This window comes from Stutzerimonas sp. KH-1 (assembly GCF_054483855.1).
The window spans coordinates 2,523,470-2,536,680 of record NZ_CM137011.1 but is presented as its reverse complement, the minus strand read 5'-3'; the positions used below and the strand labels follow the sequence as shown (position 1 = coordinate 2,536,680).

At 62.2% G+C, this 13,211-nt stretch carries 17 protein-coding genes; 10 read left to right on the top strand and 7 right to left on the bottom strand.

The genetic code is table 11. The features are described from left to right. Positions 1–9: 9 nt before the first annotated feature. The 7 genes from hpf to ACX1DW_RS12260 form a co-directional block, all read right to left on the bottom strand. Positions 10–318 (bottom strand): ribosome hibernation-promoting factor, HPF/YfiA family, encoded by a 309-nt coding sequence (hpf, locus tag ACX1DW_RS12290; protein ID WP_063544406.1) that lies wholly within the window; start codon positions 316–318, stop codon positions 10–12. A gap of 73 nt (positions 319–391) precedes the next feature. Then, positions 392–1,900 carry an RNA polymerase factor sigma-54 gene (locus tag ACX1DW_RS12285; protein WP_200600148.1) on the bottom strand — a complete coding sequence of 503 codons (1,509 nt, stop codon included), beginning with the start codon at positions 1,898–1,900 and terminating at the stop codon, positions 392–394. Between the two features lie 147 nt (positions 1,901–2,047). Next, positions 2,048–2,773 carry an LPS export ABC transporter ATP-binding protein gene (gene lptB, locus ACX1DW_RS12280; protein WP_063544410.1) on the bottom strand — a complete coding sequence of 242 codons (726 nt, stop codon included), beginning with the start codon at positions 2,771–2,773 and terminating at the stop codon, positions 2,048–2,050. Then, on the bottom strand, positions 2,773–3,318 hold the full coding sequence (gene lptA, locus ACX1DW_RS12275; protein ID WP_063544412.1) for a lipopolysaccharide transport periplasmic protein LptA: 546 nt from the start codon (positions 3,316–3,318) through the stop codon (positions 2,773–2,775). The genes lptB and lptA overlap by 1 nt, the downstream gene beginning before the upstream one ends. Next, positions 3,305–3,877 (bottom strand): LPS export ABC transporter periplasmic protein LptC, encoded by a 573-nt coding sequence (gene lptC, locus ACX1DW_RS12270; RefSeq protein ID WP_063544413.1) that lies wholly within the window; start codon positions 3,875–3,877, stop codon positions 3,305–3,307. The genes lptA and lptC overlap by 14 nt, the downstream gene beginning before the upstream one ends. Before the next feature lie 8 nt (positions 3,878–3,885). Further along, positions 3,886–4,410 (bottom strand): KdsC family phosphatase, encoded by a 525-nt coding sequence (locus ACX1DW_RS12265; RefSeq protein WP_063544415.1) that lies wholly within the window; start codon positions 4,408–4,410, stop codon positions 3,886–3,888. Beyond that, positions 4,410–5,384 (bottom strand): KpsF/GutQ family sugar-phosphate isomerase, encoded by a 975-nt coding sequence (locus tag ACX1DW_RS12260; protein ID WP_063544417.1) that lies wholly within the window; start codon positions 5,382–5,384, stop codon positions 4,410–4,412. The genes ACX1DW_RS12265 and ACX1DW_RS12260 overlap by 1 nt, the downstream gene beginning before the upstream one ends. Before the next feature lie 279 nt (positions 5,385–5,663). Here ACX1DW_RS12260 and ACX1DW_RS12255 point away from each other — a divergent pair, with 279 nt between their 5' ends. From ACX1DW_RS12255 to hisD, 10 genes are all read left to right on the top strand, one after another. Then, positions 5,664–6,479, top strand: a complete 816-nt coding sequence (locus ACX1DW_RS12255) for an ATP-binding cassette domain-containing protein (protein ID WP_063544419.1) — start codon at positions 5,664–5,666, stop codon at positions 6,477–6,479. Continuing rightward, positions 6,472–7,269 (top strand): lipid asymmetry maintenance ABC transporter permease subunit MlaE, encoded by a 798-nt coding sequence (gene mlaE / locus ACX1DW_RS12250; RefSeq protein WP_102840572.1) that lies wholly within the window; start codon positions 6,472–6,474, stop codon positions 7,267–7,269. Before ACX1DW_RS12255 ends, mlaE begins: the two co-directional genes overlap by 8 nt. Then, entirely contained in the window at positions 7,269–7,727 is a 459-nt protein-coding gene (gene mlaD, locus ACX1DW_RS12245; protein WP_063544424.1) for an outer membrane lipid asymmetry maintenance protein MlaD, read from the top strand. The genes mlaE and mlaD overlap by 1 nt, the downstream gene beginning before the upstream one ends. An 11-nt stretch (positions 7,728–7,738) precedes the next feature. Continuing rightward, complete coding sequence (locus ACX1DW_RS12240; protein ID WP_200600147.1) at positions 7,739–8,386, top strand: MlaC/ttg2D family ABC transporter substrate-binding protein; 648 nt, start codon at positions 7,739–7,741, stop codon at positions 8,384–8,386. Continuing rightward, positions 8,379–8,693, top strand: coding sequence for an STAS domain-containing protein (locus ACX1DW_RS12235; protein WP_102840575.1), 315 nt, complete (start codon positions 8,379–8,381; stop codon positions 8,691–8,693). Before ACX1DW_RS12240 ends, ACX1DW_RS12235 begins: the two co-directional genes overlap by 8 nt. A 15-nt stretch (positions 8,694–8,708) precedes the next feature. Further along, positions 8,709–9,200 (top strand): phosphate-starvation-inducible protein PsiE, encoded by a 492-nt coding sequence (locus ACX1DW_RS12230; RefSeq protein WP_102840576.1) that lies wholly within the window; start codon positions 8,709–8,711, stop codon positions 9,198–9,200. 91 nt (positions 9,201–9,291) lie between these two features. Next, on the top strand, positions 9,292–9,531 hold the full coding sequence (locus ACX1DW_RS12225) for a BolA family protein (protein ID WP_011912231.1): 240 nt from the start codon (positions 9,292–9,294) through the stop codon (positions 9,529–9,531). A 103-nt stretch (positions 9,532–9,634) separates the two neighbouring features. Next, complete coding sequence (gene murA, locus ACX1DW_RS12220) at positions 9,635–10,900, top strand: UDP-N-acetylglucosamine 1-carboxyvinyltransferase (RefSeq protein ID WP_063544432.1); 1,266 nt, start codon at positions 9,635–9,637, stop codon at positions 10,898–10,900. An 81-nt stretch (positions 10,901–10,981) separates the two neighbouring features. Then, the gene (gene hisG / locus ACX1DW_RS12215) at positions 10,982–11,614 is read left to right on the top strand and encodes an ATP phosphoribosyltransferase (RefSeq protein ID WP_079328445.1); all 633 of its coding nucleotides are present in this window, start codon (positions 10,982–10,984) and stop codon (positions 11,612–11,614) included. Between the two features lie 169 nt (positions 11,615–11,783). Continuing rightward, a complete protein-coding gene (gene hisD, locus ACX1DW_RS12210) occupies positions 11,784–13,094 on the top strand; it encodes a histidinol dehydrogenase (protein WP_102840577.1) in 1,311 nt (436 codons plus the stop codon). Positions 13,095–13,211 lie beyond the last annotated feature (117 nt).

Below are 13,211 nucleotides of genomic sequence, written 5' to 3'. Positions count from 1 at the left end.
GTCTGGGAGTCAGCGGGAGATGGCGCCCTGGGTATGGTCGAGCTGCTTTTCCTTGTGCTTGATCAGCTGGCGATCGAGCTTGTCGACCAGCAGGTCGACGGCAGCATACATGTCTTCGTGTTCCGAGTTGGCGACCACTTCGCGGCCAGCGACATGCAGCGTCGCTTCGGCTTTCTGCTTGAGCTTCTCGACCTGCAGGATCACCTGGACGCTGATGATGCGGTCGAAATGACGGGCAAGCCGATCGAACTTCTCCTCGATGTAGTCACGCAGGGCATTGGTTACTTCCAGATGAACACCGCTGATATTGACTTGCATACTGCTATCTCCTTTGCCTTGTGCGAAGAGCAGGTCCGAAGCCCTGCCGCCGGGACGTTTCGGCCTTGGCCGATCACAGTAATCGTTTGCGCTCGCTGGATGGCGCGATACCGAGCGACTCCCGGTATTTGGCGACTGTGCGGCGGGCTACCTGAATGCCCTGCGCTTCCAGTAAACCAGCGATCTTGCTGTCGCTCAACGGCTTTTTCTGGTTTTCCGCCGCCACCAGCTTCTTGATGATCGCGCGGATCGCGGTGGACGAGCATTCCCCGCCTTCTGCCGTGCTGACGTGGCTGGAGAAGAAGTACTTGAGTTCGTAGATGCCGCGCGGTGTGTGCATGTATTTCTGGGTCGTCACGCGCGAAATGGTCGACTCGTGCATGCCCACCGCTTCGGCGATGTCGTGCAGCACCAGCGGTTTCATGGCCTCGTCACCATGCTCGAGAAATGCACGCTGGTGCTCGACGATCTGCGTGGCGACCTTCATCAGCGTTTCATTGCGGCTGAGCAGGCTCTTGATGAACCAGCGTGCTTCCTGCAGCTGGTTGCGCATGAAGGTGTTGTCGGCACTGGAATCGGCACGTTTGACGAAGCTGGCGTACTGCGCATTGACGCGCAGGCGTGGCATGGCGTCCTGGTTCAGCTCTACCAGCCAACGGTCGTTGTGCTTGCGGACGATCACGTCAGGCACCACATATTCCGGCTCGCTCGCTTCGATCTGAGAACCCGGGCGCGGGTTGAGCGTCTGGATCAGCTCGATCACCTGGCGTAGCTCGTCCTCCTTGAGCTTCATCCGGCGCATCAGCAGGTTGTAGTCGCGGCTGCCGAGGACATCCAGGTAATCGCTGGCCAAACGCTGCGCTTCGCTCAACCAGGGGGTGCGCTCGGGCAGCTGACGCAGTTGCAGCAGCAGGCATTCGCGCAGATCGCGCGCGCCGATCCCGGCGGGTTCGAACTGCTGGATGCGGTGCAGCACGACTTCGACTTCGTCGAGTTCGATCTCCAGTTCTGGGTCGAACGAGTCGGTGATTTCCTCGAGCGACTCTTCGAGATAGCCCTGATCGTTGATGCAGTCGATCAGCGTGGTGGCGATCAGTCGATCGGTATCGCTCATCGGCGCGAGATTGAGTTGCCAGAGCAGGTGGCTCTGCAGGCTGACGCCAGATGACGTGCGGCTGGTGAAGTCCCACTCGTCATCATCGTTGCTGGGCAGGCTGCTGGCGCTGGTCTGGTAGATGTCCTCCCAGGCGGTGTCGACCGGCAGCTCGCTGGGAATGCGTTCACCCCAGTCAGCGTCATCGAGGCTTTCGCTGCCGTGCGATGGCTCGTCGTAGGTGCTGTCCTGTGTGGCGCTTTTCTCGCTGGTGGCCTCAGCTGGGCGGTCAGCAGCTTCGGCCATCGGGTCGGAGCTGTCGAAGTCGTCGCCGTCTTCCTCGCGCTCGAGCATGGGATTCGAATCCAGCGCTTCCTGGATCTCCTGTTGCAGATCGAGGGTGGATAGCTGGAGGAGGCGTATGGCCTGTTGCAGCTGCGGTGTCATCGTCAGCTGCTGGCCCATCTTCAGGACTAGCGATGGTTTCATGGCAGAGGACTTCAAACCTTTTATGCCGGCGCAACCGCGCCCGTTCCGACATGTGGCGCGCCAGGCGCCAACAGAAAGCAAATTATATGCCTGCCGAGGAAGCCTTTGCCTAGGGCCGATTTGCCGAGCTGCGCAAAAAAAACGGCTCTACAGACGGAATTCGTGGCCCAGATAGACTTCCTTGACCAGTTGGTTGCTCAGGATTGTTTGGGCGTCGCCCTCGGCGATCAGCTGGCCATCGTTGACGATGTAGGCGGTTTCGCAGATGTCCAGGGTTTCACGGACATTGTGGTCGGTGATCAGTACGCCGATGCCCTTGGCCTTGAGGTGGTGGATGATCTGTTTGATGTCGCCCACCGATATCGGATCGACGCCAGCGAAGGGTTCGTCGAGGAGGATGAATTTGGGCGCAGTAGCCAGCGCACGGGCGATCTCCACGCGGCGACGCTCGCCGCCGGACAGGCTCATGCCGAGGCTGTTGCGGATATGGTTGATGTGGAACTCCTGCAGCAGGCCTTCCAGCGCCTGCTGGCGGCCGCTACGGTCCAGATCCTTGCGGGTCTCGAGAATCGCCATGATGTTGTCGGCGACCGAGAGCTTGCGGAAGATCGAGGCCTCCTGCGGCAGATAGCCGATCCCGGCGCGCGCGCGACCGTGCATCGGCAGATGGGTCACGTCGTTCTGATCGATCAGTACTCGACCCTGGTCGGCATTCACCAGGCCGACGATCATGTAGAAGCAGGTGGTCTTGCCAGCCCCGTTGGGGCCGAGCAGGCCGACGATCTGCCCACTTTCGATGGACAGGCTGACATCACGGACGACCTGGCGGCTCTTGTAGCTCTTGGCCAGATGCTGGGCTTTGAGGACGGCCATTACTCCGCCTGCTCCGCTGCCTGCCCGTTCTTGCGCGGCTGGATGACCATGTCCACACGTGGGCGCGGCGTGGTCACATCGGCGTTGGTGGCGCGGCCAGCATTGACGATCTGGCGACGGGTGTCATAGACGATCTTCTCGCCTTCGAAGGTGTTGCCTTCCTGAACGACCTTGGCCTGATCGATGAGCACGATCCGCTCGTTGGCGGCGAAGTACTGGATGGTCAGGCCGTAGGCTTTGACGATTTCCTTGTCCGCCGCAGGCTTCTGCTCGTAGTAGGCCGGTTTGCCGATGGAGGTGAAGACTTCGACGTCGCCGTTCTCGTCCTGAGTGATGGTCACCGTGTCGCCGGTGATCTTCATCGTGCCCTGGGTGATGACCACGTCGCCGCGGTAGACCGCCACGCCCTGTCGGTCGTCCAGCTCGGCGGTGTCGGCTTGAACGCGGATTGGCTGTTCACGGTCCTCGGGAAGCGCCCACGCGCTGGCGCCTAGCCAGAATGCGCTCAAACCGAGCAGGAGGGGGAGAGTCTTAACGCAGCTCATGCTGGCCTCTTACGTTGGACAGCAGGAGCATCCTGCCGTCATCCATGTACGCTTTCATGCCGGTTGCCGTGGTCACGCCATTGGCGGCCTCGATTCTAACGGCTTGCTTTGTCTCGGCATAATCCTTCTCCGGCCACACCGTCAGGCGGCTGGTGGTAAGGATCGTCGGGCGGCCCTTGGCATCGGTGCGCTCGACCTTGACCTGATCGATCAGCAGCACTTCGTCGCCTTCGGCCGATACTTCGCCGCGCTCACTACGCACGTGCCACGGCAGTTCGGTGCCGCGATAGGACAGCAGATCCGGCTTGGTCAGCAGACTGATGTCGCTCGCCTTGATGTGCTCGAGCTTGTCTGCGGTCAGTTCGTAGTTACGCTTGCCGTCGGGCTGATATTGCACCGTGCGGGAATTGATCACGTAGAAGTCGACATCAGGCGTTGCGCCGCTGGCGACGGATGGCTCCTGCATGAAACTTTCCGGGCGGATGTTCCAGTAGCCGACCGCCACCAGCAGGGCGGCGATCAGTGTAAGCAGGACAGCGAAGCGCATTTTGCGAAGCATGCAGACCTCTACAGATATGCGTTTTGCGCGGCGGCCAGAGTGCCCTGCGCGCGCATGATCAGTTCGCAGAACTCACGCGCCGCACCCTCGCCACCGCGGGCCTGGGTAACGCCGTGGGCATGCTCGCGGACGAAGCTGTCGGCGCTGGCCACAGCCATGCCGAGGCCAACCCGGCGAATCACCGGCAGGTCGGGCAGGTCGTCGCCCAGATAGGCCACTTCAGAGTAGTTCAGCCCGAGTTCGGCCAGCAGCTCGTCAAGCACCACCAGCTTGTCTTCGCGACCCTGATACAGGTGCTGGATGCCCAGGTTCTGTGCTCGTCGCTCCACCACAGGCGTCTTGCGGCCACTGATGATGGCGGTGCGTACGCCCGAGTTGATCAGCATCTTGATGCCGTGGCCGTCCAGCGTATTGAAAGTCTTGAATTCGCTGCCGTCGGTGAGAAAGTACAGGCGGCCATCGGTCAGCACGCCATCCACATCGAAAATGGCCAGGCGGATGTCGCGTGCGCGCTGCAGAAGATGTTCGTGCATTACATGACCCCCGCACGCAGCAGGTCATGCATGTTCAGCGCGCCGATGGGTAGCTCCTGCTCATCGATCACCACGAGCGAGCTGATCTTGTGGTCTTCCATGATCTTCAATGCCTCGGCTGCCAGCATCTCGGCATTGGCGGTCTTGCCGTGGACGGTCATGACTTCATCGATACGCGTCTCGCGCACGTCCACGCCCTTGTCCAGCGCGCGGCGCAAGTCGCCGTCGGTAAAAATGCCGGCCAGGCGGCCATCGGCCTCGACGATCACCGTCATGCCCAGCCCCTTCTGAGTCATCTCCAGCAGTGCGTCGCGCAGTGAGGTACCGCGTTGAACTTTGGGCAGGCGACCGCCGGTGTGCATCACATGCTCGACCTTGAGTAGCAGGCGCCGGCCCAGTGCGCCGCCGGGGTGGGAGAAGGCGAAGTCCTCGGCGGTGAAGCCGCGGGCCTCGAGCAGGGCGATTGCCAGGGCATCGCCGAGCACCAGGCTGGCGGTGGTGGAGGAGGTCGGTGCGAGGTTCAGCGGGCAGGCCTCGATGGCCACGCTGGCATCCAGGTTCACCGCGGCGGCCTTGGCCAATACCGAGTTGGGGTTGCCGGTCATGCTGATCAGGGTAATGCCAAGGCGCTTGATCAGTGGCAGCAGCGTGACGATCTCGCTGGTGGTGCCGGAGTTGGACAGGGCAAGAACGACATCGTCCTGGGTAATCATGCCCATGTCGCCATGGCTTGCCTCGGCGGGATGCACGAAGAATGCGGCGGTGCCGGTGCTAGCCAGGGTGGCTGCGATCTTGCGGCCGATGTGGCCGGATTTGCCCATGCCAACCACGACGACCCGGCCCTTGCACGCAAGGATCAGGTCGCATGCCTTGACAAAAGAGGCATCGATCCGTGCGTTCAGCTGCTCTACTGCCTCGATTTCCAGGCGAATGGTGCGTTGCGCGGTTTCGATCAGTTGGCTGCTCTGGCTCATGGCTGGCGGGGTCGTCCGATTAAAAGGCGTGGATTATAGCGAGAAACCGTCTGTGGCTCATCGAAAATGTCGGTGCTGCTCGGCGAAGTTCGGTCGATTCGATCATTGTTGGCTGAACCGAAGCTGAACGAGTCGCCACCAGGTCATTGCTGGAAGCGCTCCTCGGTTGGGCGCTTTCGGGCGCGGTGCTATAGTGCGCCGCCGAAAACGGTCAGGGCAGAAAGTATCCCGGCGTCATCGGGAGCCGTCTGTTTCGCAGACTGCATGCAAGGAGACCAGATGAGCGCCTGCAACGACTACGCGGTCGAGCTGAAGGGAGTAACCTTCATGCGCGGCGAGCGGAGTATCTTCAATAACGTCGATATCGCCATTCCGCGAGGGAAGGTAACGGCCATCATGGGGCCGTCGGGATGCGGAAAGACGACGCTGCTGCGGCTGATCGCCGCCCAGCTGATGCCTTCGCGCGGTGAGGTCTGGGTGACCGGGCAGAACCTGCCGAGCCTCTCGCGCAGCGAGCTGTTCGACATGCGCAAGCAGATGGGCGTGCTGTTCCAGAGCGGTGCGCTGTTCACCGATCTCGATGTGTTCGAGAACGTCGCATTCCCGCTGCGCGTTCATACCCGGCTGCCGGACGAAATGATTCGCGACATCGTGCTGATGAAGCTGCAGGCCGTCGGCTTGCGTGGCGCCATCGAGCTGATGCCGGACGAGCTGTCCGGCGGCATGAAGCGACGTGTTGCGCTGGCGCGGGCGATTGCCCTCGATCCGCAGATTCTGATGTATGACGAGCCTTTCGCCGGACAGGACCCGATCGCGATGGGGGTCTTGGTGCGCCTGATCAGGCTGCTCAACGATGCGCTGGGAATAACCAGTATCGTGGTGTCGCACGACTTGGCAGAGACTGCCTCCATCGCCGATTACATCTATGTCGTGGGTGATGCCCAGGTCCTGGGGCAGGGTACGCCGGCGGAGCTGATGGAATCGGATAATCCGCGTATCCGGCAGTTCATGAAAGGTTCGGCAGATGGCCCGGTTCCATTCCATTTCCCTGCGCCGGCCTACGCTGATGATCTGCTGGGAGGTGGTGATGCGTAAGCGTTCGCTGTTGGATCGGATTGCTCTGCTCGGGCGTGCCGGTCTTGATGTCGTGGCGGCGTTGGGGCGCTCGACGCTTTTTCTCATGCACGCCCTGTTCGGTCGCAGCGGGCTGCGCAACGGATTTTCCCTGCTGGTCAAGCAGCTCTATTCGGTGGGGGTGCTGTCGCTGGCTATCGTGGTGGTGTCCGGTATCTTCATCGGTATGGTGCTGGCGCTGCAGGGGTACAACATCCTCAGCAGCTACGGCTCCGAGCAGGCTGTCGGGCAGATGGTCGCGTTGACGCTGCTGCGTGAGCTGGGGCCGGTAGTGACTGCATTGCTGTTCGCCGGTCGCGCCGGATCGGCCTTGGCGGCCGAGATCGGCAACATGAAGTCAACCGAGCAGTTGTCGAGCCTGGAGATGATCGGTGTCGACCCGCTGAAATACATCATCGCGCCGCGCCTGTGGGCGGGTTTCATTTCCCTGCCGTTGTTGACGCTGATCTTCAATGTGGTCGGCATCTGGGGCGGAGCGATGGTCGCCGTTGACTGGCTCGGCGTATACGAAGGCTCGTTCTGGGCCAACATGCAGAACAGTGTCGACTTTCATTCGGATGTGCTCAACGGCGTGATCAAGAGCGTCGTATTCGCCTTCGTCGTGACCTGGATCGCTGTCTTCCAGGGCTACGACTGCGAGCCGACTTCCGAAGGGATCAGTCGCGCCACGACCCGAACCGTGGTCTACGCCTCGCTGGCGGTGCTTGGGCTCGACTTCATTTTGACCGCATTGATGTTTGGAGATTTCTGATGCGTATCCGCACTCTGGAGATGGGCGTCGGCCTGTTCCTGCTCGCCGGCCTGCTGGCCCTGCTGCTGCTGTCGCTGCGCGTCAGCGGGCTGAGCGTGGCCGACACCGATACCTATAAGCTGTATGCCTATTTCGACAATATCGCCGGATTGACGGTCCGATCAAAGGTGACCATGGCTGGCGTAACCATCGGCAAGGTCACCGCGATCGATCTGGACCGCGACAGCTATACCGGACGGGTGACCCTGGAAATCCAGGAGGATGTGAACATCCTGCCGGCCGATTCCACGGCCTCGATCCTGACGGCCGGCCTGCTCGGAGAGAAGTATGTCGGCATCAGCGTGGGCGGGGAGGAAGAGGTGCTGAAGGACGGAGATACCATCCAGGACACCCAGTCGTCGCTGGTGCTCGAGGACCTGATCGGCAAGTTCCTGCTCAATTCGGTTAATAAAGAGTAAAGGAGAAGCGAATGATGACTGCCCTGCGTTGCGGCCTGCTGGTTCTGCTGGCCGTATTGCCCATGTTCTCCCATGCCGCGCTGAGCGCGCATCAGGTGATCCAGAAGACCACCGACGAACTGCTGGCCGACCTGAAGGCCAACAAGGAGCAGTACCGTAACGATCCGTCGGCGTTCTACGATTCGCTCAATGAGATTCTCGGTCCGGTAGTCGATGCGGACGGCATCTCTCGCAGCATCATGACCGTCAAGTACTCGCGCAATGCCTCGCCCGAGCAAATGAAGCGTTTTCAGGAAAACTTCAAGCGCAGCCTGATGCAGTTCTATGGCAATGCCTTGCTCGAGTACAACAACCAGCAGATTCGCGTGCTGCCGCCCAGCGGCAAGCAGGACCCCAAGCGCACCAGTGTCGGCATGGAAGTGGTGGGGCGGCAGGGCGAGATCTATCCGGTGTCCTACACCATGGTCAACGATGGCGAGTGGCGCGTGCGCAACGTGATCATCAATGGCATCAACATAGGCAAGCTGTTCCGTGACCAGTTCGCCGACTCGATGCAGAAGAACGGCGGCGATCTGGACAAGACCATCGATGGCTGGGCCGAAGTGGTGGCGCGGGCGAAGGAAACCGAAGCCGGGCAGCAGGCGGCTGGTGATGAGTGAGGCGCAGATCGAGCGCTCTGGCGAGGCCGAACTGCGCCTGCGCGGCGTGTTGGATTACCGCAGTGGACCGGCCTTGCGTGAAGCCGGCCGGTCGCTGATCGCTGGCGGCCGCTCGCCGCTGACGCTCGATTGCTCCGCCGTGGAGCGCTCCAGTAGTGTCGGGCTGTCGCTGCTTCTGGCTTTCATGCGCGATGCCAGGGCGGCTGGCGTCGAGCTGCGTGTCACTGGTTTGCCGGACGACATGCAGAAGATCGCCAGGGTGTCCGGCCTTATGGATATCCTGCCGCTGGACGCTTCCCCGGTCTGACAAGGAGACAGCCGTATGAAACTGCGCTGGGCGGAAAACCTGCGCGATGGCGTGCATGGGCTCGCTGAATCGCTTGGCAATTTGCTGGTCGAGAGCTTCCACTACCTGGCGCTGTTTGCCATCGGCGCAGTGACGGCTTGGGCTGCGGTCATGGCCTTTCTCGGCATGGTCGAGAAGGGCCACATATCGATAGATGACATCCTGCTGCTGTTCATCTATCTCGAGCTGGGCGCGATGGTCGGGATCTATTTCAAGACCAACCACATGCCGGTGCGCTTCCTTATCTATGTGGCGATCACCGCACTGACCCGCCTGCTGATTTCCGATATTTCCCATCACCACCGTCCGGACATGGGCGTGGTCTATGTGTCCGGCGCGATCCTGCTGCTGGCGCTGGCGATCCTGGTGGTGCGCTTTGCCTCCTCGCGCTTCCCGGCCGTGCAGAGCGACAGCGGGCTGTCGCGGCAGCGGCGCGAGCGCGATCAGGGGGCCGAAACGCTGGATTGAGATCTGCGCGCGAGGTTCGGGGTTCGCAGCCTTCGGGCTTTTTTGTATGATGGCCGGCCCGTGCGCGTCCTGCGCCCGATCGAGGTAGAACATGCAGGCCCTAGAAGTGAAGAATTTCCTGGAAGCGAAGATTCCGGGAGCCCAGGTGGAAGTGGAAGGCGAAGGCTGCAACTTCCAGCTCAACGTGATCAGTGATGAGCTGGCCGCCCTGAGCCCGGTGAAGCGTCAGCAACAGATCTACGCTCACCTCAACCCATGGATCGCCGACGGCAGCATCCACGCCGTCACCATGAAGTTCTTCAGTCGCACAGACTGGGCCGCGCGCGCCTGATCGGCTTAGGCCCGCGCAACCAATCATTCCAGGCAGAGCGCGTCTCGATGACCGCGCCGCCCCCTTCGACAGTGCTTCGAGCCTGCGGCTTACGGGAATCTCCATGGACAAACTGATCATTACCGGCGGCATTCGCCTCGATGGCGAGATTCGCATTTCCGGTGCAAAGAACTCCGCTCTGCCGATTCTGGCCGCCACCTTGCTGGCCGATACTCCGGTTACGGTGTGCAACCTCCCGCACCTGCACGACATCACCACGATGATCGAGCTGTTCGGTCGTATGGGCGTGCAGCCTGTCATCGACGAGAAGCTCAGTGTCGAAGTCGACGCCAGCAGCATCAAGACCCTGGTCGCGCCGTACGAGCTGGTGAAGACCATGCGCGCCTCGATCCTCGTGCTCGGCCCCATGGTCGCGCGTTTCGGCGAGGCTGAGGTCGCGCTGCCCGGTGGTTGTGCCATCGGTTCGCGGCCAGTCGACCTGCACATCCGCGGTCTCGAGGCCATGGGCGCGCAGATCGACGTCGAAGGCGGCTACATCAAGGCCAAGGCCCCGGCCGGTGGCCTGCGCGGCGCACACTTCTTCTTCGATACGGTCAGTGTGACCGGTACCGAGAACATCATGATGGCCGCGGCGCTGGCCAACGGTCGCAGCGTGCTGGAAAACGCCGCGCGTGAGCCGGAGGTGGTCGATTTGGCCAACTTCCTCAATGCCATGGGCGCCAAGGTCTCCGGTGCCGGCACCGACACCATCACCATCGACGGCGTCAAGCGCCTCGGTGGTGGTCGTTACAGCGTGATGCCCGACCGTATCGAGACCGGCACCTATCTGGTCGCCGCTGCAGCCACTGGCGGTCGCGTGCGCCTGAAGGATACCGACGCGACGCTGCTCGAAGCCGTGCTGCACAAGCTGGTCGAGGCGGGCGCGCACATCGATACCGGCAGCGACTGGATCGAACTGGACATGAAGGGCAAGCGGCCGAAGGCGGTCAACGTCCGCACCGCGCCGTACCCGGCGTTTCCCACCGACATGCAGGCGCAGTTCATCGCGCTCAATGCCATCGCCGAGGGCACCGGTACGGTCATCGAAACGGTCTTCGAGAACCGCTTCATGCACGTCTACGAGATGAATCGCATGGGTGCGCAGATCCTCGTCGAGGGCAACACTGCCATCGTCACCGGCGTCGATCATCTCAAGGGTGCTCCGGTCATGGCGACCGACCTGCGCGCTTCGGCGAGCCTGGTGATCGCCGGTCTGGTGGCCGAAGGCGATACGCTGATCGATCGCATCTACCACATCGACCGTGGCTACGAGTGCATCGAGGAGAAGCTGCAGTTGCTCGGGGCGAAGATTCGCCGCGTTCCCGGCTGATAGCGATCTGCTACGCGAGATCGCAGTTGGTCACATGGTCGCCGCTCAAGGTTGGCCGTTGCCGTTCAAGGAAAACGCTCCATGCTCACCATCGCCCTGTCCAAAGGCCGCATTCTCGATGACACGCTGCCACTGCTCGCTGCCGCGGGCATCGAGCCTACCGAGAATCCGGACAAGAGCCGCAAGCTGATCATCCCGACCACCCAGGATGACGTGCGTCTGCTCATCGTCCGTGCCACCGACGTGCCGACCTATGTCGAGCATGGTGCGGCCGACCTTGGCGTCGCCGGCAAGGACGTGCTGATGGAGTACGGTGGCCAGGGGCTGTACGAGCCGCTCGACCTGAAGATCGCCAACTGCAAGTTGATGACCGCCGGCAAGGTCGGCGCGCCGGAGCCAAAGGGGCGTCTGCGTGTGGCGACCAAGTTCGTCAACGTGGCCAAGCGCTATTACGCCGAGCAGGGTCGTCAGGTCGACATCATCAAGCTGTACGGCTCCATGGAGCTCGCGCCACTGGTGGGGCTGGCCGACAAGATCATCGACGTGGTCGACACCGGCAACACGCTGCGTGCCAATGGCCTGGAGCCCCAGGAACTGATCGCCACCATCAGCTCGCGTCTGGTGGTGAACAAGGCTTCGATGAAGATGCAGCACGCGCGCATCCAGGCGCTGATCGATACGCTGCACGCGGCCGTTGAGCAACATCAGCATTGATATCTCACGCGGCTGCGGCCGCGCCTGCCTATTCGTGCCATAGCTGAAATTCTCAGGTGCCCGCACGGTGGGCTTGATATTCTAGCGGCGCCTGAGAGCCCGGCCTGCGCTTCGTGCGGTTGCAACGAAGCCGGCTGCTTCCGATGCCTAGCCAACCAAGAGGCCCGCTATGACCGCTCCCTCCGCCATTCGCCGACTCAACGCTGCCGATGCCGACTTCGCTCGTCATCTGGACCATCTGCTGAGCTGGGAAAGCGTCTCCGACGACGGCGTTAACGCGCGGGTGCTGGAGATCATCAAGGCCGTGCGCGAGCGCGGCGATGCAGCGGTCGTCGAGCTGACCCAGCGTTTCGACGCGCTGGAAGTCGCCTCCATGGCCGATCTGATCCTGCCGCGCGCGCGTCTGGAACAGGCGCTCGAGCGCATCACCCGGGAGCAGCGCGAGGCGCTGGAAATCGCTGCCGAGCGCGTGCGCAGCTATCACGAGCGGCAGAAACAGGACTCCTGGACCTACACCGAGGCCGACGGCACTGTGCTCGGTCAGAAGGTCACGCCGCTGGATCGCGCCGGCCTCTACGTGCCGGGCGGCAAGGCTTCCTATCCGTCTTCGGTGCTGATGAACGCCATTCCGGCCAAGGTCGCCGGCGTGCCGGAGGTGGTCATGGTGGTGCCGACGCCGCGTGGCGAGGTCAACGAGCTGGTGTTGGCTGCGGCCTGCATTGCCGGTGTCGACCGGGTCTTCACCATCGGCGGGGCGCAAGCCGTCGCGGCGTTGGCCTACGGCACCGAGAGCGTGCCGCCGGTGGACAAGATCGTTGGGCCGGGCAACATCTACGTCGCTACCGCTAAGCGTCACGTGTTCGGCAAGGTTGGCATCGACATGATTGCCGGGCCATCGGAAATCCTCGTGGTCTGTGATGGCCAGACCGATCCGGACTGGATCGCCATGGATCTGTTCTCCCAGGCCGAGCACGATGAGGATGCGCAATCGATCCTGGTCAGCCCGGATGCCGCGTTCCTCGATCGCGTCGCCGAGAGCATCGCCCGCCTGCTGCCGACGCTGGAGCGTGCCGACATCGCCCGCACCTCCATCGAAGGTCGCGGCGCGCTGATCCAGGTGGCCGACATGCAGCAGGCCATCGAGGTGGCCAACCGCATCGCCCCTGAACATCTGGAGCTTTCGGTCGCCGATCCGGAGCAGTGGCTGCCGCAGATTCGCCATGCCGGAGCGATCTTCATGGGACGCTACACCGCCGAGGCGCTGGGCGACTATTGCGCCGGCCCCAACCACGTGCTGCCGACCTCCGGGACTGCACGTTTCTCTTCGCCGCTGGGCGTATACGACTTCCAGAAGCGCTCGTCGATCATCAACTGCTCGGCCGAGGGGGCCTCGACCTTGGGCAAGGTGGCGTCGGTCCTGGCGCGCGGCGAATCGCTGACTGCGCATGCGCGCAGCGCCGAGTACCGGATCAAAGGCTAGCGGCAAGCTTCAAGCTGCAAGCGACAAGTCAGATCGTAGGGTGGACAACGCTTTGCTTGCCCACCGCTGGCCAACGTGGCAAGTGGGAAACGCTTCGCGGTTTTCCACCCTACGGCA